The following is a 23,795-nucleotide window of genomic DNA, read 5'->3' on the forward strand; positions in this document are numbered from 1 at the left end:
GTTGGAATAGGTGAAATTGGAATGGAAGAGGAAAAGATAACCGTTAGTGTGGTGGTACCTGTGTACCAGACGCCCCTGGAGCTGTTGCGCCGCTGCCTGGACAGCCTGGAGGCCCAGACCCTGGAGGGGGTGGAGGTGCTGCTGGCCTTTGACGAGCCGGCGGACGGATACCGGGACACCGTGGCCCCCTACGCCCAGCGCATGGCCCTGCGGGTGCTGGAACTGCCCCACGGGGGTGTGTCGGCGGCCCGGAATGCGGGCATCCGCCACGCCCAGGGGGAGTGGATCTCCTTTGTGGATGCCGACGACTGGATTGACCCGGAGATGCTGGCCCGACAGGTCCAGGAGGGGGAGAGCAGGGGCGCGGATATCATCATGACCGAGCACGTCATGGAGTACGGAGCCAGCTCCCAGCCCCGCGGCTATCAGAGTCAGGCCATGCTCTTTGCGGGGGAGGACAAGCGCCGCTTTGAGTGCGACGTACTCAAGCCCCAGACGGGAGCGGGGTTTGTCACCGCCAAGCTGCTGCGCCGGGCGCTGCTCATGGAGAGAGCGATTTTCTTCCGGGAGGAGCTGTCGGCGGCGGAGGATGCGGAGTTTATGTTCCGGGCCGCTTGCGCCGCCCAGTGCATTGCCTACCTGCCCCTGCCCATGTACCACTACTGGTTCAATGCCGCCTCGGCGGTGCGCCGTTACCGCTCCGACTACGCCCAGCGGTATATCCGCTCCATGGAGGCCATCCGGGCGGACCTGGACCAGATGGGGGACCGGGGGTACTGCCGGGGGGCCTACCACAGCTGTGTGCTCTACCACCTGCTGCTCATCGCCGTCAACGACTCCTTCCACCCGGACAACGGGCTGGGGGGACGGGCCCAGCGGAAGGCGTTCCGGGACCTGGTGCGCACCCCGCTGTTTGCCCAGTCCCTGGAGCACGTGCACCTGGGGGACTTCTCCACCACCCGGAAGGTGACCCTGCTGTGTGTGAAGCTCCGGTTTTACTACGGGGTGTATCTCATTGCCAAGGTGCGGCACTGGCAGTTTCGGAAATTTGCAGGACAGTAAGGAATGGACCCATGAAAAACGTATTGGTATTTGGTATGACGGAAAACCCCGGCGGGGTGGAGAGCGTCATCATGAACTATTACCGGGCCATGGACCGCAGCCGGGTGCAGCTGGATTTCCTGTGCAACTCGGACACCGTGGCCTATGAGGAGGAGATTTTGGCCCTGGGCGGCACCGTCTACAAGATTCCCGCCCGGCGGGACGGACGGCGGGCCTTCCACCAGGCCCTGGACGCCTTTATGGCCCAGCACGCCCGGGAGTACTGCGCCATCTGGGTCAACGTGTGCAGCCTGGCCAACATCGACTATCTGAAAGCGGCCAAGCGCTATGGCATCCCCAAGCGCATCATCCACTGCCACAACGCCGCCAACGGGGACAGCTTCCTGCGGGGACTGCTCCACCGGTACAATCGGCGGGTGGTGCGGGGCGTGGCCACCGATTTCTGGTCCTGCTCCGACGGGGCCTGCCCCTGGTTTTACGGGGCCCAGGCCCATGAGCTGCCCCACTATCAGCTCATCACCAACGCCATTGACCCCGCCCAGTTTACCCCCGACCCCCAGGTGCGGCAGGACTACCGCCGCCAGCTGGGGTGCGAGGACGCCCTGGTGGTGGGACACGTGGGGCGCTTTCACTTTCAAAAAAACCAGAGCTTTCTCCTGGACGTGGTCTCGGAACTGGCCCGCATGGGCCAGCCGGTGAAGGCGCTGCTGGTGGGCCAGGGGGAGGACCTGGAGCCCATGCGTGAGAAGGCCCGCTCTCTGGGGCTGGAGGGCCAAGTGGAATTTCTGGGGGTGCGGTCCGACACTGCCCAGCTCTACCAGGCCATGGACGTGTTTGTCTTCCCCTCCCAATTTGAGGGGCTGCCCATGGCCCTGCTGGAGGCTCAGGCCAACGGCCTGCCCTGTGTGGTGTCCGACGCCATTGTACCGGAGATTCAGGTCAACCCCAACCTGTACCGCCTCTCTCTCCAGGATAGCCCCAAGCAGTGGGCGGAGTGTGTGGTGAACAAAGCCCTCAAGGCGGGGCGGGTGGACCAGACCCAGTTTGCCCACTCCCCCTATGACATCAACAGCCAGGTGCAGCGTCTGCAAGCGCTGCTGACAGAGGAGGCACTATGAAGCAATTCTGCATTGTGGAGCGGGACTCCCACGAGTTCCACGCAGGCTCCAAGGCCCGCAACGATGTGGGAGAGATTCTCACCGCCCAGGGGTGGACGGCCCTGCCCGTCCACCGCAGCCAGGGCAAGGGCACCCCGGATAAGCTGAAAATGGCGGCGGTGACCTGGATGGACTGGCGGGGAGTGGCCAAGCAGTTGTCCCCCGGGGACACCCTGCTGGTGCAGTACCCCCTGGATATGTACCCCAAGGTCAGCCGTCTGGCCATCCCCTTTTTGCGGGGAATGAAGGAAAAGGGCGTGCAGCTCATTTTCCTCATCCACGACCTGGACAGCCTGCGGGGCGTGGAGGGCAACGGAGAGCGGCAGTTCTTGGAGCTTGCTGACCTGCTCATCGCCCACAACCAGGAGATGACGGAATACTTATGCGAGCGGGGATATGGGGACAAGGCCATCCGCACCCTGGACCTCTTTGATTACCTATTGGAGGAGGAGCCCACCGCCTGCAACACCCAGGACCCCTGGGAGGTGGTGGTGGCGGGAAATCTCCGTCCGGACAAGGCGGGGTATGTCTACCGTCTGGGCCAGCTGGACTCCAAGGTCCGCTTCCGCCTCTACGGCCCCAACTATCAGGAGGGGGTGCCCCAGGTGGGGGTGAAGTACTGCGGCCAGTTCCCCCCCGAGCAGTTGCCCCAGACTCTGCGGGGCGGCTTCGGCCTGGTGTGGGACGGCGATCGACTGGACTGCTGTGATGGAGTGTACGGCACCTATTTGAAGTACAACAACCCCCACAAGGCATCCCTCTATCTGGCCTGTGGCATCCCGGTGATGGTGTGGGACCAGTCCGCCCTGGCCGACTACGTGGTGGAGCACCATTTGGGTATTGCGGTGGGTAGCCTGGAAGAGCTGCCCCGCCGGCTGCAGCACATGAGCCGGGAGGAGTACCAGACCCTGTGCCAGGGAGCCCGGGAGATGGGCGCCCGGCTGCGCCGGGGCGCCATGCTGGGCCGGGTGCTCCGGGCCTATGAATCATCCAAGGACGAGGTGACAGAATGAAACGCCACGATGGACTGCGCCAATGCCTTTTCTGGTGCGCTTTTCTCCTCTATTTGGTGGCCACCACCCTGCAATTTACCATGGCCACCGAGGTGGGTATGGTGGGCAAGATATTGACCCTGGCCCGCTACCTCTCCTTTGGGCTGGCCGGGTTGAAAATCCTGTGGGATTGGGCGTTGCTGGGCCTGAAAAAGGAGGGGCCGTGGTCCCTGACCCGGGGGGCGGTGGGCTGTGCCTTGAAATATATCCTGCTGGCAGGGATTGTGCTGCTGGCGGTGGTGACCTCCAAGGATACCTTGCCCCTGTTTGTGCTGGTGCTGCTGCTGGCCTCCAAAGGGGTGGAAGTGGACGACATCTTTGGGATCGCCCTGCCTGTGCAGGTACTGGTGCTGGCGTTTGTCTTCTTTCTCACCCTGGATGGGACCCTCCCCGACCTGACGTACGTGCGGGAGGACGCCACCGTGCGCCACTCCCTGGGCTTTACCTATCCCACCGTGGTGATGACCTACTTTTTTTTCATCCTGGTGTGGGCCATGTGGCGGTGCAGAAAGGGCATCTCAGTGGGCTCCGGAGTGGCGCTGTTGGCGGTCACCGTGGGCCTTTACTACCTCACCGACGCCCGCAACGGCTTTTTGCTCTCCTGTGTGGTGATTCTGGTGGAGATGGTGCTGGGCCAGCGGTCCCGTTGGGATGGCTTGGCCCGCCGTCTGAGTGAGCAGCGCTGGTGCCGGGTGTTGTGCCGGGTGGTGCGGTTTGGCTATGAATACTGTGCCGTGCTCCTGTGCGTTTTGTTGGCGGGACTGTGCTGGCTCTATCCCGCCCAACCGGCAGCGATGCTCAACAGTCTGCTCTCGGACCGTATCCGGCTCACTGCCCAGGCGGCTGCCAACTACGGCATCCACCTGTTGGGCAACTCCATCCAGTGGGTGGGCTACGGCGGAGATGTGGATTGGGCGACCATTGGAGAGCGGTACAACTTTGTGGACTGCTCCTATTCCCTGACCCTGTTCAACTACGGCGTGATCTTCTCTGCCCTGGTCCTGGTGGGGCTGGTGCTTCTGGCCCGTCGGCTGTACAAACAGGGCAATTGGAACCACTGCTTCCTCTATCTCATGGTGTTGGGATGCTGCTTTATTGAGCCTCGGCTGCTGGAAGTGCACCTGAACCTGGTGCTCTTTGCCGCCGCGCCCATCCTGTACACCTGTCCCAAGTGGCTGGAAGGCAGGAAGTGACCATGGCCAAGATTCAGTCGGTAAAATTCAATTTCGTCATGAACAGCATCCTCACCATGTCTGCCATGATCTTCCCCATTATCACCTACCCCTATGTGACCGGGATTTTGGGGCCTCAGGGAATTGGCACGGTGTCCTTTGCCAACTCGGTGGTGACCTACTTCTCCATGTTTGCCCAGCTGGGCATTCCCACCTACGGCATCCGGGCCTGCGCCAAGGTGCGGGACAACCGGGAAGAGTTGTCCAGAGTCACCCAGGAGATCTTGCTTATCAACCTGGTGACCTGCGTGGTGTCCTATGTGCTGTTCTTTATCTCCCTCCAGGCCATCCCTCAGCTCCGGGAGGAGAAGGGGCTCTACCTGGTGATGAGCTCCATGATTCTGTTCAACTCCATCGGGGCGGAGTGGCTGTACAAGGGCCTGGAGCAGTACCGCTATATCACCCTAAGGTCGGTGCTCTTTAAGTTCATCGCCCTGGTGGGGATGTTCCTCCTTATCCATGAGGAGGGGGACTATGTGATCTACGGCGGCATCACCATTTTTGCCTCCGTGGGGTCCAACCTCTTAAACCTCATCAACCTCAAGTGGCTGGTGGATGTGCGCCCCATGGGGCACTACAACTTCCGCCGCCACCTGCGGCCCATCTTCGTGTTCTTCGCTATGTCCATCGCCACCACGGTGTACACCAACATGGACAATGTGATGCTGGGCTTCCTCCGTGGCACCACCGAGAACGGCTACTATGATGCCGCGGTGAAGATCAAGAACATCCTGGTCAGCGTGGTGGCCTCCCTGGGCACGGTGCTGCTGCCCCGAGTGTCCTACTACGTGGAGCGGGGGGAGAAGGAGGCCTTTGCCCAGGCCACTCAGAAGGCCCTGCGGTTTGTCTTCCTGCTGGCCATGCCTCTGTGCCTCTACTTCATCCTCTTTGCCCGGCCCTCCATCTACCTGCTGTCGGGCAAGGCCTTTGAGGCCTCCATTTTGCCCATGCAGCTGATCATGCCCACTCTGGTGTTCATCGGCCTGACTAACATTATGGGCATTCAAATTCTGGTGCCCACCGGGCGGGAGAAACAGGTGCTGTTCTCCGAGCTTGTGGGGGCTGTGGTGAATGTGGTGGCCAACTCCCTGCTCATTCCCCAGATGGGGGCGGCCGGAGCGGCCATCGGCACGGTGCTGGCCGAGCTGGCGGTGCTGGTGGTGCAGATCGTCGCCCTGGGCCGGGAAATTCTCCCCGCTCTGGCGAAGCTGCCCTATCTCAGGGTATGGATGGCCCTGAGCGCTGCGGCGGCCTCGACGGGGTGGCTGTTGGGCAGTTCCCTCCACCCCCTCGTGGTACTGGTGGCTTCGGCGGTGCTGTTTTTCGCCTCCTATGGGGTACTCCTGCTGCTGTTGGGAGAGCCTATGGTGCGGGAGATCTGGTCCCAGGTGTGGGAAAAGACCGTGGGAAAAGTGTTGAAAAAGTAAATGGAATCTGGTATAATTCGTTGGATAAACACCAGCGAGGACAAAAGGAAGCTGGCGCATCCCGCCAGCTTCTCTTTTTTGGGAGGGAACCCCTTGTCTCAAATCAAATTATTTGTGTGCTGTCACCAGGCGGGGCAGCGCGTCCCGGCGCACCCGCTGCTCCAACCCGTGCAGGTGGGGGCGGCGCTGGCCCAAGACCATTTCCCTGGTTTTGCCCACGACGATGCGGGAGAGAACATCTCCCAGAAGAACCGCTCCTACTGTGAGCTCACCGCCCACTACTGGGCGTGGAAGAACGTGGAGGCGGACTACTACGGATTTTTCCACTACCGCCGCTACCTGTATCTGGACGAGCACGCCCGCCGTCCCTACCGTCTGGCGGGAGAGTTGACGGCGGAGGGCCTGGAGACCCTAGGCTTCGACCGGCTGGAGCAGTGGCTGGAGGGCAAGGCCTGCGTGGTGCCCATGGGAGAGGACATGCACATCTCGGTGCGGGACCACTACGCCCGGGCCCCTTATCACCACCGTGAGGACTTGGCTCTGGTGGAGGACATTGTGAGGGAGAAATACCCGGACTATGTGCCCGCCATGGAGGAATATCTCTCCGGCACCAACTGTTATTTTGGCAATATCTTTATCATGCAAAAGCCCCTGTTTGACCAGTATTGCGGGTGGCTTTTCTCCATTCTGGAGGAATTTGACCGCCGGGCAGACACCACCGGCTACTCCACCCAGGAGCTGCGGGTGGACGGGTATCTGGCCGAGCGGCTGTTGGGGGTGTATGTCACCCATCTGCGCCGCACCACTGGGACCCAAGTGTACGAGCTGCCCCGGGTGCAGTTTGAGCCGGACAACAAGAAGCGGGTTCAGCGGAAGCTGCTCAACGCCCTGCTCCCACCGGGGAGCCGCCGGAGGGCTTGGGTGAAGAAGGGAAGAGGGTGAAGCGCTTGGCAGCATGTGACATTTCTGTGATTATCCCGGTGTACAACATCCAGCAGCACTTGCGGGAGTGCCTGGACAGCGTGCTGGGCCAGAGCTATCCCCATCTCCAGGTGATCTGTGTGGACGACGGCTCCACCGATGAAAGCCCCGCCATCCTGGCCGAGTACGCCCAGAAAGACCCCCGGGTGCAGGTCATCCGCCAGAAAAACGCCGGACCCGGCGCTGCCCGGAACACTGGACTGGAGGCGGCAACGGGGGAGTATGTGATTTTCCTGGACTCGGACGACTGGTTCGAGCCGGACTTTTTGGAACAGATGGTGGACACCGCCCAGCGGGAAGGGGCGGACGTGGCCATTTGCCGGGCGGTGGAGTTTGACACCAACTCCGGGCGGGAGCTGCCCTCCGAGTGGATGATGAAAAAGCAGTATCTCCCCGGCAAGCTGGCCTTTGCCCCCCAGGAGATGGCTGACCACCTGTTCCAGTTCACCTATGGCATGCCATGGGACAAGTTCTACCGCCGGGAGCTGCTCACTTCTTCGGGCATTCGCTACCCGGCCCTGAAAAACTCGGAGGATCTGGCCTTTGTCTATCCCACGCTGTTGGCGGCAACACGCATTGCCGTGGTGGACCAGGTGCTCATTCATCACCGGATTAACCGCATGGCCTCGGTGTCCAACAGCCGCTGCGGCCAGCCCGAGGCCCCCTATGAGGCCTTCCAGATCGTCAAGGAGTATCTGGAACAGCACCAGCTCATGGACACCTACCGCCGCAGTTTCCTCAACTGGGCCATGGAGTTCTTGGTCTGGCACATCAGCAACATGTCCCAGCGGGACATTCAGAGACAATACCTACACACGCTGCGGCGCCAGTGGCTGCCCCAGCTGCACTTTGAGGAGCATCCCGCCAGCTACTACGAGAGCAAGAGCTGTTACGCCAAGTATCTGCTGGCCCGGTATGCCCCTTATCCTGTGTTTGCCGCCGTGGTGAAGGTGTATAAAAAAGCCAAACATGGGGGGCAGTGAGCATGGAGAAGATGCAAATTTCCGTCATTATCCCGGTGTACAACACCGAGGCCCACTTAAACGCCTGCCTGGACGGCGTTCTGAGCCAGAACATCCCAAACCTGGAGGTCATCTGTGTGGACGACGGCTCCACCGACCGCAGCCTGGAGGTACTCCGCGAGTACGCCGCCCGTGACCCCCGGGTGGTGGTGCTCACCCAGAAAAACTCCTTTGCCGGCGTGGCCCGCAACCATGGCCTGGAGGTGGCCCGGGGTGAGTACGTGGCCTTTTTGGACTCCGATGACCAGTTTTTGCCCGGGGCCCTGGAGGGGCTGTATGCCCAGGCCAAGGAGCATGACCTGGACGTCATCAAGGCGGGCTTTTCCTATGTGGAGCCGGGAGGAGAGCCCTACACCACCCTGTACTCCACCTTGAGCTGCATCGGCAAGAGTCAGGCCAAGCGGGTGATGCGCTTCACGGACCTGCCTCTGCGCCTGCTGCAAGTGCCCGACGTGCCCTGGAATGGCCTGTACCGCCGGGCCTTTTTGGAGCAAAACCACATCCACTTCAATAGCCTCCGGTGCATCAACGACCACTCCTTCTGGATTGCCTGCCTCATCCACGCACCCCGGCTCATGGTGACCCACACTCCGGTGGCCTGCTACCGGGTGGAACAGAGCACCTCTCTGGTGGGGCGTAAGGCGGCCCATTTCCACTGTCAGCTGGAGTCCTATGCAATTGTCCGGGAGATGGTGAAGGATTTGCCGGACAAGCTGCGCCGGGCTGTCATGCGCAACGAGCTCAACGGCATGTTCGGCTGGTATGAGCGGCTGCGCCCCCAGGCCCCGGACGTGGAGGGCCTGGACCGACAGGTGGCGGAGTTTTTGAAGCAGTTGGACGAGGAAGAGGTGGGGGTGAAATTCCTCCGCTCCTTCTCCTATAGCGGCTCCTATTTCTCCCTGCGCTATGGCCAGCCTGCCCCCAAGCGCCCCAACCCCCTGGTGCGGGCGGTGAGTTGCTGGCGGGACCACGGCTGGACCTACACCTGGGAGAAGCTGCGCTCGAAAGGAGAACAGACATGGGTACGGTGAAAAACGCCTTGAAAAAGGTGCTGCCCCCGCCTGTCTCCGCCTTCAACCGGGAGGTGGAGCGGATTTTGGCCGCTCAGGAGGGCAATGCTCAGCTGATCCAACAGTTGCGCCATGAGGTGGAATCGCTGACCCGACAGCTGGAGGATACCCAGAAGATGGTGAATGTCCTGACCAAAGTTGTGCAGGAGAACCAAGCTGCAAAACTGGAGCATGTGCGCAGACAATCGGTGGATGCCTCCCGGAATGCGGCAGAAGGGACTTGGGCCAACGTCTTCCACGATACGATTCGAGAAAGCAAGTGGCTGACCGATGCCACATTTTCGCCGGGCAGATGGGCGGTGGGATATCCCTATCTGTATGCCATGTATCGAGTGCTCAACGAATTCCAGCCCAAGCGTATTTTAGAGCTGGGGTTGGGCCAGTCCACCCGAATGATTGCCCAGTATGCTGCGGCCCATGAGGGCGTAGAGCATCTTGTGGTGGAGCATGACCCGGCGTGGATTCAATTTTTCAGCCAGGCATTCTCCCTGCCCGCCTCCACGCAGATTGTACAGCTGGAGCGGGAAATGGTGCCCTATCAAGAGGCACAACAGGTGCGCGTGTTCCAGGGCTTTCAGCAGGCCTTGGCGGGAAAGCAGTTTGACTTTATCTCCATCGACGCACCGTTGGGTGGAGATATGAAGGAGTACGCCAGGATCGACGTATTGCGTATGATGCCCGGATGTTTGAGTCGGGACTTTGTCGTTATGGTGGATGACGCAGAGCGACCGGGAGAGCGGCATACCGTGGCAGCTATGGAGAAATGCTTGCAGGAACATGACATTGCCTATCAGCGTGGCGGATACAACGGGAAAAAAGATACCGTTTTGCTCTGCTCACAGTCTGTGGGATTTTTGAGCAGTATGTGAGGGCTTGCCCCTGACACATCATGTGATGAAGAAAAGGAATGGAGAAAAAAGAAATGGAACCTAAGGTTTCGGTGATTATCCCGGTATACAACGTGGAGAAGTATCTGGGCCCCTGCCTGGACAGTATATTGGGACAAACTCTGAACAACATCGAGGTCATCTGCGTGGACGATGGCTCCACCGACCGCTCCCTGGAGATTCTCCGGGAGTATGAGAAGCGGGATGCCCGGGTGAAGGTGCTCACCCAGCCCAACACCAACGCCGGAGCGGCCCGCAACAAGGGCATCCAGCAGGCCAGGGGCGAGTACCTGTCCTTCCTGGACTCCGACGACCACTTTGACCCCACTATGCTGGAGAAGTGTGCCGCCCGTATGGACCAGGACGGGTCTGACGTACTGGTCTTCGGGGCCAAGCAGCACAACATGCGCACCGGGGTCATCTCGGACATGCCCTGGAGCCTGCGTCTGGACCGCTGCCCCCAGAAGTCGGTGTTCACCCCCCGAGAGGTGAAGGACTACCTCTTCAACAACTTCCAGAACTGGCCGTGGAACAAGCTGTTCCGCCGCTCCTTCGTGGAACAGCACCACATCACCTACCAGGAGATCACCCGCACCAATGACATGGCTTTTGTCTGTCAGGCGTTGGCCCAGGCCGGGCGCATCTCGGTGCTGGACGAGTATCTGGCCTACTACCGGGTGGAGACGGGCAGCAGCCTCCAGCAGAGCAACCACCGGGACCCTATGGCCTTTACCCAGGCCTTTGTGGAGACCAAGCGCCGCCTGGAGCAGGTGGGACTGTACCACAAGTTTGAGAAGAGCTTTTTGAATGTGGTGCTCAGCGGCACCCGAACCAACCTCTATAATATGAAGACGGTGGAGGCCAAGGAGACGGTGGTCCGCTGGATTCAGAATGAGATGGACCAGGAGTTCCACGTGTTCTCCAAGGACCGCAGCTATTTCTACATGCCCGCTCACTATGACGAGCTCAAGGACCTGAGCCAGCAGGGCGAGGTGGCCCGACAGGTGGCGGCCCCGGTGAAGCAGCCCAAGGTGTCGGTGATTATGCCCTCCCTCAATGTGGGCCGCTTTATCCGGGAGTGCATCGCCAGTGTCAGCAAGCAGACCCTGGAGGACATTGAAATCATCTGTGTGGACGCCGGGTCCACCGACGGCACCCTGGAGTTGCTGGAGTATGCCGCTCAGCTGGACCACCGAATTCAGGTGGTGCGCAGCGACAAGAAGAGCTACGGCTACCAGATGAACCTGGGACTGGATGCAGCTCGGGGCGAGTACATCGGCATTGTGGAGACCGACGATTGGATTGAGCCCACCATGTTTGAGACCATGTACCAGGCCGCCAAGGCCCAGAAGGCGGACATGGTCAAGTGCAACTATCACTGGTTCACCACCGGGCAGGGCAGACAGTCCCTCCCCTTTGAGAACCTGTCCCGCTGCCAGTACGGCAAGGTGTTCTGTCCCCGCACCGACGACCACGCCATTTTCACCACCACTCCCGCCATCTGGAGTGGCATCTACCGCAAGGACATGCTCACCAGCCACGGCATCCGCTTCCATGAGACCCCGGGGGCCTCCTTCCAGGACACCTCCTTCCACTTCATGGTGTGCACCGTGTCCCAGCGCTGCTATCTGCTGGAGGACCACCTGCACCACTACCGCAAGGACAACGACGGCTCCTCGGTGCACTCCAAGGGCAAGGTGTTCTGTGTCAGTGACGAGATGCACTACTATGAGCAGTTCCTGGAGAAAAATCCCCAGTACAAGAAGGAGCTGTATGCCTTCTACCTGTCTTTGAAGTATGAGAAGTACCGCTGGAACTACGAGCGCCTGACGGCGGAGAACCAGTGGTCCTTTATGGAGCTGATGCACCGGGAGTTCCAGGAGGCTCACCGCCAGGGCCAGCTGGACAATCGGGAGTTTACCCCCGACGCCTGGGAGAACCTGAGCCGGGTGGTCACCAACCCCATCCAGCAGTTCAAGCTCACCTGTAAGACCTATTCCACCCGCCCCAACCTGTCCCAGGTGTTCCCTGCCCAGGTGGTGGTGGAAAGCCGGGTGGAGGCCCCCAAGGTGTCGGTGATCATCCCCATGTACAATGTGGAGGAGTACATTGCCCAGACCGTGGACAGCGTGCTGGGCCAGACTGACAAGCAGGTGGAAGTGGTGTGTGTCAACGACGGCTCGGTGGACGCCACCCTGGACATTGTCCGGGACATCGCCCAGCGGGACGGCCGGGTGACCCTGCTCCACCAGATCAACAAGGGCCAGTCTGCTGCCCGCAACGTGGGCATCCAGCAGGCCAAGGGTGCGTTTATCATCTTCCTGGATGGGGATGATATGCTGGAGGAGAACACCGTGGCCACCCTCTATCCCCAGGCGGTGGAGCGGGAGCTGGACGTGCTGTACTACGACGGCAAGTCCATCTACGACACCCCCGAGCTGGAGAAGGCCCACCCCTATTACAAGACGGCCTATGAGTACCTGGCCGAGTTGCCCGATGTGATGACGGGCCGGGACCTGTTCTGCCGCATGAAGGACGACCGGAAGTACCGGGCCTCCCCCTGTCTGGGCATGTACCGCAAGTCCTATCTGCTGGACAAGCACTTGACATTTGTGGAGGGCATTGTCCACGAGGACAACCTGTTTAGCATTCAGTCCTTGGTACAGGCCCAGCGGGTGGCCCACGTCACCGACCAGCTGCTCATCCGTCGGGTGCGGGAGGGCTCCACGGTGACCATGAAGAAGACCTTCATGCACATCTATGGCTACCTCACCTGCATGACGGGCATGTATGAGTTTATCCAGAGCCGGGAGTACGACCAGGAGCTGCAGCGGCATGTGTCCACCGAGATCAGAAGCCTGTCCCGCCAGACCTGGAACGACTACGCTCTGGTGGAGGACAAGGGCGCCTGCCGGGGTAAGCTGACCCCCGCCGAGGACATGATGCTCAACGCCCTTATGGCGGGAGCGGGCGGCGGAGGCGGCTTTGCCGCCGACGAGGCCAACCTCATCCGAGCCTCCTGGACCTACCGCATCGGTAGCTTCTTCACCTTCATCCCCCGGAAAATCCGGGGCGGCATCCGCTGCTACCAGGAGAACGGGAAGGAGTACACCATCAACCGGGTGAAAGAAAAATTCGCACACTTGTTTGGGAGATGAAACAGATGAACATTGCCATTGCCGGAACCGGCTATGTAGGACTGGCCAATGCCATTTTGTTGGCCCAGCACCACCACGTCACTGCGGTGGACCTGGTGCAGGACAAGGTGGACGCCATCAACGCCAGAAAGTCTCCGCTGGTGGATGCGGAGATTGAGGACTACCTGAAGAACAAAGACCTGGACCTCACCGCCACCACCGACGGGGCGGCGGCCTATTCAGGGGCGGACTACGTCATTGTCTCCACCCCCACCAACTACGACCCGGTGAAGAACTACTTCGACACCTCTTCGGTGGAGTCCGTGGTGCGCCTGGTGATGCAGGTCAACCCCGAGGCCATCATCGTGGTGAAATCCACCGTGCCGGTGGGCTTTACCCTGGGCCTGCGGGAGAAGCTGGGGTGTGAGAATCTGATTTTCTCCCCCGAGTTTCTCCGGGAGGGCAAGGCGCTCTATGACAACCTGTACCCCTCCCGCATCATTGTGGGAGCGCCCCTGGACGACCCCCGGCTCAAGGCGGCGGCGGAGACCTTCGCCAACCTCCTGGCAGAGGGGGCGGAGAAGAAGGACATTCCCATTCTCATCACCAATCCCACCGAGGCCGAGGCGGTGAAGCTGTTTGCCAACACCTATCTGGCCCTGCGGGTGTCCTTCTTCAATGAGCTGGACACCTACGCCGAGGTGCGGGGCCTGAACACCCGCCAGATCATCGAGGGCATCGGCTACGACCCCCGTATCGGCAACTACTACAACAACCCCTCCTTCGGCTACGGCGGCTACTGCCTGCCCAAGGACACCAAGCAGCTGCGGGCCAACTATGACCAGGTGCCCAACAACATCATCTCTGCCATTGTGGACGCCAACCACACCCGTAAGGACTTCATTGCCGAGCGAATTCTGGAGAAGGCGGGCTACTACGGCCCCCACGGGGAGGGGAGAGACGGCACCCCCGGCAAGCCCTGCGTGGTGGGTGTGTACCGTCTGACCATGAAGGCCAACTCGGACAACTTCCGCCAGTCCAGCATTCAGGGCGTCATGAAGCGCATAAAGGCCAAGGGGGCAGAGGTGATCATCTACGAGCCCACCCTGAAGGAGGACACCTTCTTCGGCAGCCGGGTCATCCGTGACTGGCAGGAGTTTGTGGAAAAGAGCGACGTCATCGTGGCCAACCGCTACACCAAGGACCTGGAGCCCGTGATGGATAAGGTGTATACCCGGGACCTCTACTTCCGAGATTAATTAGGGGAGTTGCTATGATAGAGAAGTTGAAACGCCACCAGTTCCTCTTTGAGGAGCTGGTGAAGCGAGATTTTAAGAAGAAGTACAAGCGCACTGTGTTGGGCATGGCCTGGAGCGTGCTCTCGCCCCTGATGACCCTGCTGGTGATGCGCCTGGTGTTTACCCAGTTCTTTGGACGGGGGATGGAGCACTACACCACCTATCTGTTCTGCGGTAACCTGATCTTCTCCTGCTTTAACGAGTCCACCAGCCAGGGTATGACCTCGCTGATGGGCAACGCCAACATCTTTACCAAGGTCAACGTGCCCAAGTACCTGTTTCTGCTCTCCAAAAACGTGCAGACCCTCATCAACTTTGCCCTGACCTTGGCGGTGTTCTTTGTGTTCTGTCTGTTGGACCAGATCACCTTTACCTGGAAGTTCATTCTGCTCCTTTACCCTGTGCTGTGCCTGGTGCTGTTCAACATCGGCGTAGGTATGGTGCTGTCCGCCCTGTTTGTCTTTTTCCGGGACGTGCAGTACCTGTGGACCATCTTCACCCAGCTTTTGATGTATATGTCCGCCATCTTCTATACCGTGGACATCTACTCCCCCCTGATGCAGAAGATGTTCTACCTCAACCCGGTGTACACCTTCATCTCCTACTTCCGTAAGATCGTCATCTATGGCACCATTCCCACTCCATGGCACCATGGCCTGATGCTGCTGTATGTGGTGCTGGCTCTGGCTGTGGGAGCCCTGATCTACAAGAAATACAACACCCAGTTCCTGTATTACGTGTGATAAAGGGGAGCAAAAGGGTAAGGAGATAACGCATGAAAACCCAAAATCAAAAACGATATCTGATTCTGCTGGCGTTGGTGCTGGTGTTGGCGGTACAGACCGTCATGATGGGGTACTTCGGCCAGAAAAAGGCCGGGTACCACGTGGACGAGGTCTACACCTACGAGCTGTCCAACTATCCCGGGACCTTCTTCTCGGAGACCGAGGGCTTTTTGGACACCTGGGTGGACGGCTCCTTCTTCCAGGAATCCATGTCGGTGGACGGACTGGGGGATTTGGACTACTCCATCCCCTACCACAACCAGGAAAACGACGTGCACCCGCCCATCTACTACTTTGTCATCCACACCGTCTCCGCCCTGTTCCACGGGGAGGTGAGCAAGTGGATTGGCATTCTGCCCAACATGTTCTTCTGCCTTTTGACCACCGTGCTGCTCTACCTGGTGGCGGCCCGGCTCTTTCCCAATCGGGTGCTGGCCCTGCTGGCGGCAGCCATGTGGGCTTGGAGCGTGGGAGGTATGACCACGGCGGTGTTCATCCGCATGTATGCGCTGCTGACTTGCATCGCCATGGCTCTGGTGCTGGTGCACCTGAAGGCCTTGGAGGATGTGCGGCGGGGTAAATTGCGGAAACGGACCGCTGCACTGCTCTTTGTGGTCACTCTGCTGGGCATCCTGACCCAGTATTACTTCCTGGTGCTCTGCTTCTTCCTGTGCGGGATTTTCTTCCTCTACCTGTGTGCCACCCGGCGGTGGAAGCTGCTGGGGGTGTACACGGTGCTGGAGGGCGGGGCCCTGTGCGCCGCTGTGGTCCTCTTCCCCAAGATGCTGTTCCACATCTTTGGCGGCTACCGGGGCAAACAGGCCTTCGGCAGCATGGCCACGAAAGAGGGCACCTTGGATGGCCTGAAAAAGGTGGCCAGCACCATCAGCCGCCAGCTCTTCAACGGCTGGCTCAAGGAGTGCATCCTGCTGGTGGTGGCTGTGGTGGTGGTGTACTTCCTGGTCAAGCACGTGTTGCACCCCCGCCTGTTCCCCAAGGGGGAAGCGGTGGGTATGGCCGTGGAGATGGATGTGCACATGGACCGCAAGCTGCGCCTGCACATCTCCCATGTGGATGTGGCCGTGGCCCTGCTGGGTGTGGTAGCCGTAGGCTACTGGGGACTGGTGGGAAAAGTGGCGCCCTATAAGACCGACCGCTACTTCTTCTGCATCTACCCCCTCATCGTTCTGTGCATGGTCTACCTGGGCTATCGCACCCTGATGCTGCTGGTGCGCAATCCCCAGCGGTGCACCATCGCCTTGGCTGTGGTGGCCCTGGGTATTACCGCGATGTCCTATCGGACCCAGACGGTAAACTACCTCTTCCTGGAGACCAACCAGAGAGCCCAGGAGCTGGCGGGGTACGAGGAGTATCCCGTCATCATCCTCAGCGTCCAGGGAACCCCGGAATTTGCCGACGCCCAGGCCATGGAGTTCCCAGAGCATTCCCAGATCTACCGCTGTGGAGGGAAGGATTTTGCCGCTCTCAGCGATGCCGTGGAGTCCAAGGACCTGGAGGGCGGATTCCTGCTGTTTATCCGGGACTTCGGTAAGATGTCCCAGGAGGAAATTCAGGAACAGGTGGAGGCCCAGCTGGACCTGGACCAGTTTGAGCTCTTGACCAGAATCGGGTGCAACGTCTACTTCTGCACCCTGGAGGAGGCTGCGTCATGATGATTACTGTGGTGGTGCCCTGCTACAACGAGGAGCAGGCCCTACCTTACTTTATCCCGGAAATTCAACAGGTGGCCAAGACCTTGGAGACGCAGTACCAGGTGGACCTGGAGGTGCTGCTGGTCAACGACGGCTCCAAGGACGGCACCCTGTCCCTCATGCGCACCTACGCCGGGCAGTACCAAAATGTCCGCTATCTCTCCTTTTCCCGAAACTTCGGCAAGGAGGCGGCCATCTATGCGGGCCTGGAACACGCCAAGGGGGACTATGTGGCCATCATGGACGCAGATATGCAGGACCCTCCGGCGCTGCTGCCCCAGATGTATGAGATTCTCCGGGACGAGCCCTACGACTCGGTGGCCACCCGCCGGGTGGACCGGGCGGGGGAGCCCCCCATCCGCAGCTTTTTTGCCCGCACCTTCTACAAGCTCATCAACCGCATTTCTGATGCCGACATTGTGGACGGCGCCCGAGACTACCGGCTGATGAAGCGGGCCATGGTGGATGCCATCCTGTCCATGAAGGAATATAACCGCTTCTCCAAGGGAATTTTCGGCTGGGTGGGTTTCCGCACCAAGTGGCTGCCCTATGAGAATGTGCAGCGGGTGGCAGGGGAGACCAAGTGGTCCTTCTGGAAGCTGTTTCTCTACTCCATCGAGGGCATCGTGGCTTTTTCCACCGCCCCTCTGGCCATGGCCTCGGTGTTCGGCATCATCACCTGCCTGTGCGCCGCCCTGGCCCTGTGCTTTATCCTGGTGCGCACCATCCTCTTTGGCGATCCGGTGGAGGGCTGGCCCAGCATGATGTGCGTGATGCTCTTCTTGGGGGGCATCCAGCTGCTGTCCATCGGCGTCATCGGTCAGTACCTGGCCAAGACCTATCTGGAAACCAAGCATCGTCCCATCTACATCCTGCAAGAGAGCAGCGATGGCACTAAAAAGGATGAAGGGGTACAATCATGAGTATTTTGGAAGTGAATAACGTCTCCATCCGGTATATGACGGGAGATTTTAAAGACATCGGCATCAAGGAGTACGTCACCCGCCGCCTGCGGGGCAAGTACGAGGTGAAGAAGTTCTGGGCGGACAAGCACGTCACCTTCACCCTGGAAAAGGGGGACATGCTGGGCATCATCGGCACCAACGGTGCGGGCAAATCCACCCTGTTGAAGGCCATCTCCGGCATCATGGAGCCCACCGAGGGGTACGTGCACCGAGAGGGCACCATTGCCGCCCTGCTGGAGCTGGCCAGCGGCTTTGACGGGGACCTGACGGTGCGGGAGAACACCTACCTCCGTGGAGCCATGCTGGGGTATACCCGCAAGTTCATGAACGAGATGTACGACCAGATCATCGAGTTTGCCGACCTGAAGGAGTTTGAGGACCGCCCCTTTAAGCAGCTGTCCTCGGGCATGAAGTCCCGTCTGGCCTTCTCCATCGCCTGCCTGGTCCAGCCGGATATCCTCATTCTGGACGAGGTATTGTCCGTGGGCGACGGCGCCTTCCGCCGCAAGAGCGAGGCCAAGATGAAGGAGATCATCTACGGCGGCGCCACCTCCATTCTGGTCTCCCACTCCCTGGAGCAGGTCCGGGAGATGTGCACCAAAATTTTGTGGCTGCACAAGGGCCACCAGGTGGAGTTTGGAGACGACGTCCAGGGTATCTGCGACCGCTATCAGGAGATGCTGGACGGCAAGCGGAAGATTGAGGTCCCCGCTGACTGAACCATCCTCTATATCAACCCCCTCGCCCCACGGGCAGGGGGTTTTTCCTTGCTGAAAAAACATCGGTCACAGTGCAAAAAAGGTACTACTCAACCGGGCGAAAAGGTGGTATAATCCCACAAAGGGCGTTGACCGTGCTGACTCCCTGTAAGGCTCGTACACCATAGGCTGTCTGTCCCGGAGTGGGGACAGACCACACCACACATATGGAGGTAATCAGTATGCGTTTTACTCTTCCCCGTGATCTGTACCATGGAAAAGGCTCTCTGGAGGAGCTGAAGAACCTGAAGGGCACCCGTGCATTTGTCGTCACCGGCGGTGGCAGCATGAAGCGATTTGGCTTCCTGGCCCGGGTAGAGAATGCCCTGAAGGAAGCGGGCATGGAGGTACATATTTTTGAGGGCGTGGAGCCCGATCCCAGCGTCACCACCGTGATGCGGGGCGCTGAGGAAATGCGCCAGTTCCAGCCCGACTGGATTGTGGCCATCGGCGGCGGCAGCCCCATCGATGCAGCCAAGGCCATGTGGGCCTTCTATGAGTACCCCAACGTCACCTTCGACGACCTCATCGTCCCCTTCAACTTCCCCACCCTGCGGCAGAAGGCCCATTTCTGTGCCATTCCCTCCACCTCCGGCACCGCCACTGAGGTGACTGCCTTCTCCGTCATCACCGACTACGACAAGGGAATCAAGTACCCCCTGGCCGACTTCAACATCACCCCCGATGTGGCCATTGTGGACCCCGAGCTGGCCGAGAAGATGCCCCCCAAGCTCACCGCTCACACCGGTATGGACGCCATGACCCACGCCATTGAGGCCTATGTGTCCACCGTCCACTGCGACTACACTGACCCCCTGGCCCTCCACGCCATCCAGATGGTGCACAACGACTTGAAGAAGTCCTATGAGGGTGATATGGACGCCCGGGACCGGATGCACAACGCCCAGTGCCTGGCCGGCATGGCCTTCTCCAACGCCCTGCTGGGCATCGTCCACTCCATGGCCCACAAGACCGGCGCTGTGTTTGAGGGCGGTCACATCATCCACGGCGCAGCCAACGCCATGTACCTGCCCAAGGTCATCCAGTACAACGCCAAGAACCCCGAGGCCGCCCAGCGCTACGCCTACATCGCCCGCTTCATGGGCCTGGAGGGCAGCGACACCCAGTCCCTGGTGGCCGCTCTGGTGGCCGAGCTGCGCCACATGAACGATGAGCTGAACATTCCCCAGTGCATCGCCCACTACGGCGAGGGCGGCACCATTGCCGAGAAGGGCTTCGTGGGCGAAGAGGAGTTCCTCTCTAAGCTGCCGGAGATCGCCAAGAACGCCCTGGGCGATGCCTGCACCGGCTCCAACCCCCGCCAGCCCGACCAGGCGGACATGGAGAAGCTGCTCACCGCTTGCTATTACGACCTGGACGTTGACTTTTAATCCTTTAGCGTGTAAAATAGGGGGAGGGGAATGGCTCTCCCCCTATTTTCTTTTGCGCGATACCCTCATGGAAGGAGATTGTTATGTTTCGAATTGCGGAAAAAACCCCGCTGAACCCCACCGTCACCAAGATGGTCATCGAGGCCCCTCTGGTGGCCAAGAAGGCGCAGCCGGGTCAGTTTATCATTGTACGCCCCTTCGAGGACTCCGAGCGGATTCCTCTGACCATTGCCGACTTTGACCGCCAGGCTGGCACCATCACCATTATCTTTCAGATCGTCGGCGGCACCACCATGGAGCTCAACCAGCTGGAGGCGGGCCAGTCCGTCCACGACTTTGTGGGCCCCCTGGGCCGGGCCAGCGAGCTGGAGGGCCTGAAGAAGGTGGCCGTGGTGGGCGGCGGCGTGGGCTGCGCCATCGCCTATCCCACTGCCAAGCGCCTCCACGAGCTGGGGGCCGAGGTGCACTCCATCGTGGGCTTCCGCTCCAAGGACCTGGTGATTCTGGAGCAGGAGTTTGAGGCGGTGTCCCACCACATGGCCAAGATGAGCGACGACGGCACTTGGGGCGAGAAGGGCCTGGTGACCAACGCCCTGGAGGCCCTCATTCAGGCGGGCAACCAGTACGACGAGGTCATCGCCATCGGGCCCCTCATCATGATGAAGTTTGTCTGCAAGCTCACCGAGAAGTACGGCATCAAGACCACCGTGTCCATGAACCCCATCATGATCGACGGCACCGGCATGTGCGGCGGCTGCCGCCTCACCGTGGGCGGCGTGACCAAGTTCGCCTGTGTGGACGGCCCCGACTTTGACGGCCACCAGGTGGACTTTGACGAGGCCATGCACCGGGGCTCCACCTACCGGGAGTTTGAGACCCACGCCCGGGAGGCCTCTTGTAATCTGCTCAACAAGGAGGTGCAGTGAGCATGGCACACCAGATCAACATGGACCCCTGCAAGTGCCCCATGCCCAGCCAGGAGCCCCAGGTGAGAAACCACAACTTTGACGAGGTCGCTCTGGGCTACACCGCTGAGATGGCGGTCAGCGAGGCCAAGCGCTGCCTGAACTGTAAGAATAAGCCCTGCCAGACCGGGTGCCCTGTGGGCATCGACATCCCCGCCTTCATTGGCAAGGTGGCCGAGGAGGACTTTGAGGGGGCCTATCAGGTGCTCTCCGCCTCCAGCGCCCTGCCCGCCGTGTGTGGCCGTGTCTGCCCCCAGGAGAACCAGTGCGAGGGCAAGTGCGTCCGGGGCATCAAGGGCGAGAGCGTGGGCATTGGCCGCTTGGAGCGGTTTGTAGCCGACTGGCACCGGGAGCACGTCACCGACACCCCCGTCAAGCCCCAGCCCAACGGCCACAAGGTGGCCATCATCGGCGCAGGCCCCTCCGGCCTCACTGCCGCCGGCGACCTGGCCAAGCTGGGCTATGCCGTGACCATCTACGAGGCCCTTCACCTGGCCGGCGGCGTGCTGGTGTACGGCATCCCCGAGTTCCGTCTGCCCAAGGCCATTGTGCAGCATGAGATTGACGGCCTCAAGGCGCTGGGCGTGGACATCGAGACCAACATGGTCATCGGCAAGGTGCTCACCATTGACGAGCTCATGGGCGAGTACGGCTTCGAGGCGGTGTACATCGCCAGCGGCGCTGGCCTGCCCCGGTTTATGGGCATCCCCGGCGAGAGCCTCAAGGGGGTGTACTCCGCCAACGAGTACCTCACCCGCATCAACCTCATGAAGGCCTACCAGCCCGGCAGCAAGACCCCCATCATGCACAGCCACAAGGTGGCGGTGGTGGGCGGCGGCAACGTGGCCATGGATGCCGCCCGCTGCGCCAAGCGCCTGGGTGCCGAAGAGGTGTACATCGTCTACCGCCGGGGCATGGAGGAGCTCCCCGCCCGGAAGGAAGAGGTGGAGCATGCCCAGGAGGAGGGTATCATCTTCAAGACCCTCACCAACCCCGTGGAGGTGCTGGGCGACGAGGATGGCCGTGTCCGTGGCATGGCGTGTATTGAGATGGAGCTGGGCGAGCCCGACGCCTCCGGCCGCCGCCGTCCCGTGGAGAAGCCGGACAGCCGCTTTGAGCTGGAGGTGGACACCATGATCATGTCCATCGGCACCAGCCCCAACCCCCTCATCCGGTCCACCACCCCCGGTCTGGAGACCAACCGCCACGGCTGCATCGTCACCAACGGGGACGACGGCCTCACCAGCCGAGAGGGCGTGTACGCCGGCGGCGACGCGGTCACCGGCGCCGCCACAGTGATTCTGGCCATGGGAGCGGGCAAGCAGGCCGCCGCTGCCATCCATGCGTACATCCAGAACAAGTGATATCCAGCATAAGAAAACAGCAGCCCTTTTCCCAGACGTGGGAGAGGGGCTGCTGTTTTTATGAGCTCAGGGATTCACGGTGTGGCAGAGCAGATAGTCCAGCCAGTTTTTGCAATAGGAGGGGGTGAGGTGGATGCCGTCGGAGGAGGCGCCCTCAGGCAGACGGAAGTTGTCGTCCTCCATGAGGGCACGGGAGACCTGGAGGTAATAGACCTTCTGCTCCTGGGTCATGTTGAGAATCAGCTGGTTGAACTCCTGAATCTTCTCGTTGGAGATATAGCTGTGGGTCTCGGACACCTTCTGAGATACAGGGAGAATCTCCTGCACGTAGATGACGGCGTCGGGGTTGACGGCCCGGATCTCCTCAATGAGCTGGGTAAACTTGTCGATGAAAATGCTGGGATAGGCCCAGCCCAGCTCATTGATGCCAAACATGAGATACACCTTGGAGAACTGGGTGTGTTTCATGGCCTCCACCACCGTCACCATCTGGCCGTTTAGGTCCACAATGGGGTCGGTGAAGACGGTGTCCACGGTGAGGCCCTTTTGGGCATAGCTTGTGGCGTTGCTCAGGCCCGTATACAGCACCAGCCCTTCCGTGCGGGAATCGCCGATGAACACGGCGTCGTCCAGGTAGCTCTTTTCTACAGCGCTAGACTCCGGCACCGGCTGGGAGAAGTCATAGGGCAGGGACTGGGTGGGGCTGGCCGAGGGGGCCAGAGAGGGCGTGGGCTCCGGCGAGACAGTGGCCGTGGGCGTCGGGGTGGGTTCTGGCTGGTCATTAGAAGGGGCGAAGAGGTGGCTGATCACCGTCACCACAATGGCCAGAGCGGCCAGGCCCAGAACGAGGAAGAAGAGAATGGTGAGGGGAGATGCGCGGTGACGCCGTCTCCGGTGGCGTCGGGGTTGAGTGCTCATAGAAGGTACCTCCAAGGTTGAAAAAATATGACATAAAAATCCCAATGGATGCTGTGTGCATGCTCGACAGTGTAGACGCGCAGCGGGGAAAGAAAGTTGACGAATAGGCTGCGTTTTTTCAAAAAATTTTTTGCTGCCAGAGCAGGCGCAGAAATGCGCATTTGGAAAATCTATCATTTTAGCATACCACGATTTTAGGGGTTGTCAACGGGGGGCGAAAGGAGAATTTTTTCTGTGTATCCGCGCACCATTTGGGCAGTGTGTTCCCCGCTCCTTTGGCGTGAAATTGGGCTGTATAACCATTTGGAAAATGCTCATAATAATTGACAAAACAGGTAATTTCCCATGACACCTGTGACTTTTCAAATACAGAGGAGTGGCAAAGGATGAAAGCAACGGGCATAGTGAGAAGAATCGACGACCTGGGTCGTGTAGTCATACCAAAGGAAATCCGCAGAACCATGCGCATCCGGGAGGGCGACCCGTCACAGACAACATGGACACGGTGGGAAATGTTCTGCTTCGGAATGCTGGATCTGGCAAAACGGACCGGCATCGATGGTACATCATGACGAAACCTGTGGGCGCTACCGTGGGAATCCGGGAGGGGGT

19 protein-coding genes and 1 pseudogene are annotated in these 23,795 nt (G+C 60.2%); 19 read left to right on the plus strand and 1 reads right to left on the minus strand.

What is annotated here, in order from left to right:
• Window positions 1-21 precede the first annotated feature (21 nt).
• The 18 genes from B5F12_RS06245 (at window position 22) to gltA (ending at window position 22,265) form a co-directional block, all read left to right on the plus strand.
• Window positions 22-1,062, plus strand: coding sequence for a glycosyltransferase family 2 protein (locus B5F12_RS06245; RefSeq protein ID WP_087231934.1), 1,041 nt, complete (start codon window positions 22-24; stop codon window positions 1,060-1,062).
• 11 nt (window positions 1,063-1,073) lie between these two features.
• Entirely contained in the window at window positions 1,074-2,180 is a 1,107-nt protein-coding gene (locus tag B5F12_RS06250) for a glycosyltransferase family 1 protein (RefSeq protein WP_087231937.1), read from the plus strand.
• A complete protein-coding gene (locus B5F12_RS06255) occupies window positions 2,177-3,232 on the plus strand; it encodes a sugar transferase (RefSeq protein WP_087231941.1) in 1,056 nt (351 codons plus the stop codon). Before B5F12_RS06250 ends, B5F12_RS06255 begins: the two co-directional genes overlap by 4 nt.
• Window positions 3,229-4,464, plus strand: a complete 1,236-nt coding sequence (locus B5F12_RS06260; protein ID WP_087231944.1) for a hypothetical protein — start codon at window positions 3,229-3,231, stop codon at window positions 4,462-4,464. Before B5F12_RS06255 ends, B5F12_RS06260 begins: the two co-directional genes overlap by 4 nt.
• 2 nt (window positions 4,465-4,466) lie before the next feature.
• Window positions 4,467-5,930: a flippase gene (locus B5F12_RS06265; protein WP_087231947.1), complete on the plus strand. Its 1,464-nt coding sequence runs from the start codon at window positions 4,467-4,469 to the stop codon at window positions 5,928-5,930.
• Between the two features lie 93 nt (window positions 5,931-6,023).
• A complete protein-coding gene (locus B5F12_RS06270; protein WP_158096761.1) occupies window positions 6,024-6,872 on the plus strand; it encodes a DUF4422 domain-containing protein in 849 nt (282 codons plus the stop codon).
• A gap of 5 nt (window positions 6,873-6,877) precedes the next feature.
• The gene (locus B5F12_RS06275) at window positions 6,878-7,894 is read left to right on the plus strand and encodes a glycosyltransferase family 2 protein (RefSeq protein ID WP_158096762.1); all 1,017 of its coding nucleotides are present in this window, start codon (window positions 6,878-6,880) and stop codon (window positions 7,892-7,894) included.
• A gap of 2 nt (window positions 7,895-7,896) precedes the next feature.
• Window positions 7,897-8,964 carry a glycosyltransferase gene (locus B5F12_RS06280; protein ID WP_087231953.1) on the plus strand — a complete coding sequence of 356 codons (1,068 nt, stop codon included), beginning with the start codon at window positions 7,897-7,899 and terminating at the stop codon, window positions 8,962-8,964.
• Window positions 8,952-9,872, plus strand: coding sequence for a hypothetical protein (locus B5F12_RS06285; RefSeq protein ID WP_087231957.1), 921 nt, complete (start codon window positions 8,952-8,954; stop codon window positions 9,870-9,872). The genes B5F12_RS06280 and B5F12_RS06285 overlap by 13 nt, the downstream gene beginning before the upstream one ends.
• A 53-nt stretch (window positions 9,873-9,925) precedes the next feature.
• On the plus strand, window positions 9,926-13,048 hold the full coding sequence (locus B5F12_RS06290) for a glycosyltransferase (protein ID WP_158096763.1): 3,123 nt from the start codon (window positions 9,926-9,928) through the stop codon (window positions 13,046-13,048).
• Between the two features lie 5 nt (window positions 13,049-13,053).
• Window positions 13,054-14,286 carry a nucleotide sugar dehydrogenase gene (locus tag B5F12_RS06295; protein WP_087231963.1) on the plus strand — a complete coding sequence of 411 codons (1,233 nt, stop codon included), beginning with the start codon at window positions 13,054-13,056 and terminating at the stop codon, window positions 14,284-14,286.
• A gap of 14 nt (window positions 14,287-14,300) precedes the next feature.
• Window positions 14,301-15,068 carry an ABC transporter permease gene (locus B5F12_RS06300; RefSeq protein WP_087231965.1) on the plus strand — a complete coding sequence of 256 codons (768 nt, stop codon included), beginning with the start codon at window positions 14,301-14,303 and terminating at the stop codon, window positions 15,066-15,068.
• A gap of 32 nt (window positions 15,069-15,100) precedes the next feature.
• Window positions 15,101-16,783 carry a glycosyltransferase family 39 protein gene (locus B5F12_RS06305; protein ID WP_087231968.1) on the plus strand — a complete coding sequence of 561 codons (1,683 nt, stop codon included), beginning with the start codon at window positions 15,101-15,103 and terminating at the stop codon, window positions 16,781-16,783.
• A complete protein-coding gene (locus tag B5F12_RS06310) occupies window positions 16,780-17,745 on the plus strand; it encodes a glycosyltransferase family 2 protein (protein WP_087231971.1) in 966 nt (321 codons plus the stop codon). Before B5F12_RS06305 ends, B5F12_RS06310 begins: the two co-directional genes overlap by 4 nt.
• On the plus strand, window positions 17,742-18,506 hold the full coding sequence (locus tag B5F12_RS06315; RefSeq protein WP_087231974.1) for an ABC transporter ATP-binding protein: 765 nt from the start codon (window positions 17,742-17,744) through the stop codon (window positions 18,504-18,506). The genes B5F12_RS06310 and B5F12_RS06315 overlap by 4 nt, the downstream gene beginning before the upstream one ends.
• A 221-nt stretch (window positions 18,507-18,727) precedes the next feature.
• Window positions 18,728-19,936 carry an iron-containing alcohol dehydrogenase gene (locus B5F12_RS06320; RefSeq protein ID WP_087231977.1) on the plus strand — a complete coding sequence of 403 codons (1,209 nt, stop codon included), beginning with the start codon at window positions 18,728-18,730 and terminating at the stop codon, window positions 19,934-19,936.
• Window positions 19,937-20,019: 83 nt separating this feature from the next.
• Window positions 20,020-20,862: a sulfide/dihydroorotate dehydrogenase-like FAD/NAD-binding protein gene (locus B5F12_RS06325; protein ID WP_087231980.1), complete on the plus strand. Its 843-nt coding sequence runs from the start codon at window positions 20,020-20,022 to the stop codon at window positions 20,860-20,862.
• A gap of 2 nt (window positions 20,863-20,864) precedes the next feature.
• Window positions 20,865-22,265, plus strand: a complete 1,401-nt coding sequence (gene gltA / locus B5F12_RS06330) for an NADPH-dependent glutamate synthase (protein ID WP_087231983.1) — start codon at window positions 20,865-20,867, stop codon at window positions 22,263-22,265.
• 66 nt (window positions 22,266-22,331) lie between these two features.
• On the opposite strand, the gene B5F12_RS06335 is transcribed toward gltA, so the two are convergent.
• Window positions 22,332-23,183: a GDSL-type esterase/lipase family protein gene (locus B5F12_RS06335; protein WP_158096764.1), complete on the minus strand. Its 852-nt coding sequence runs from the start codon at window positions 23,181-23,183 to the stop codon at window positions 22,332-22,334.
• Window positions 23,184-23,569: 386 nt separating this feature from the next.
• Here B5F12_RS06335 and B5F12_RS12180 point away from each other — a divergent pair.
• A pseudogene (locus B5F12_RS12180) lies at window positions 23,570-23,674 on the plus strand (AbrB/MazE/SpoVT family DNA-binding domain-containing protein); the annotation flags it as partial.
• Window positions 23,675-23,795 lie beyond the last annotated feature (121 nt).

Source organism: Pseudoflavonifractor sp. An176 (assembly GCF_002160435.1).
GTDB lineage: Bacteria > Bacillota > Clostridia > Oscillospirales > Oscillospiraceae > Enterenecus > Enterenecus faecium.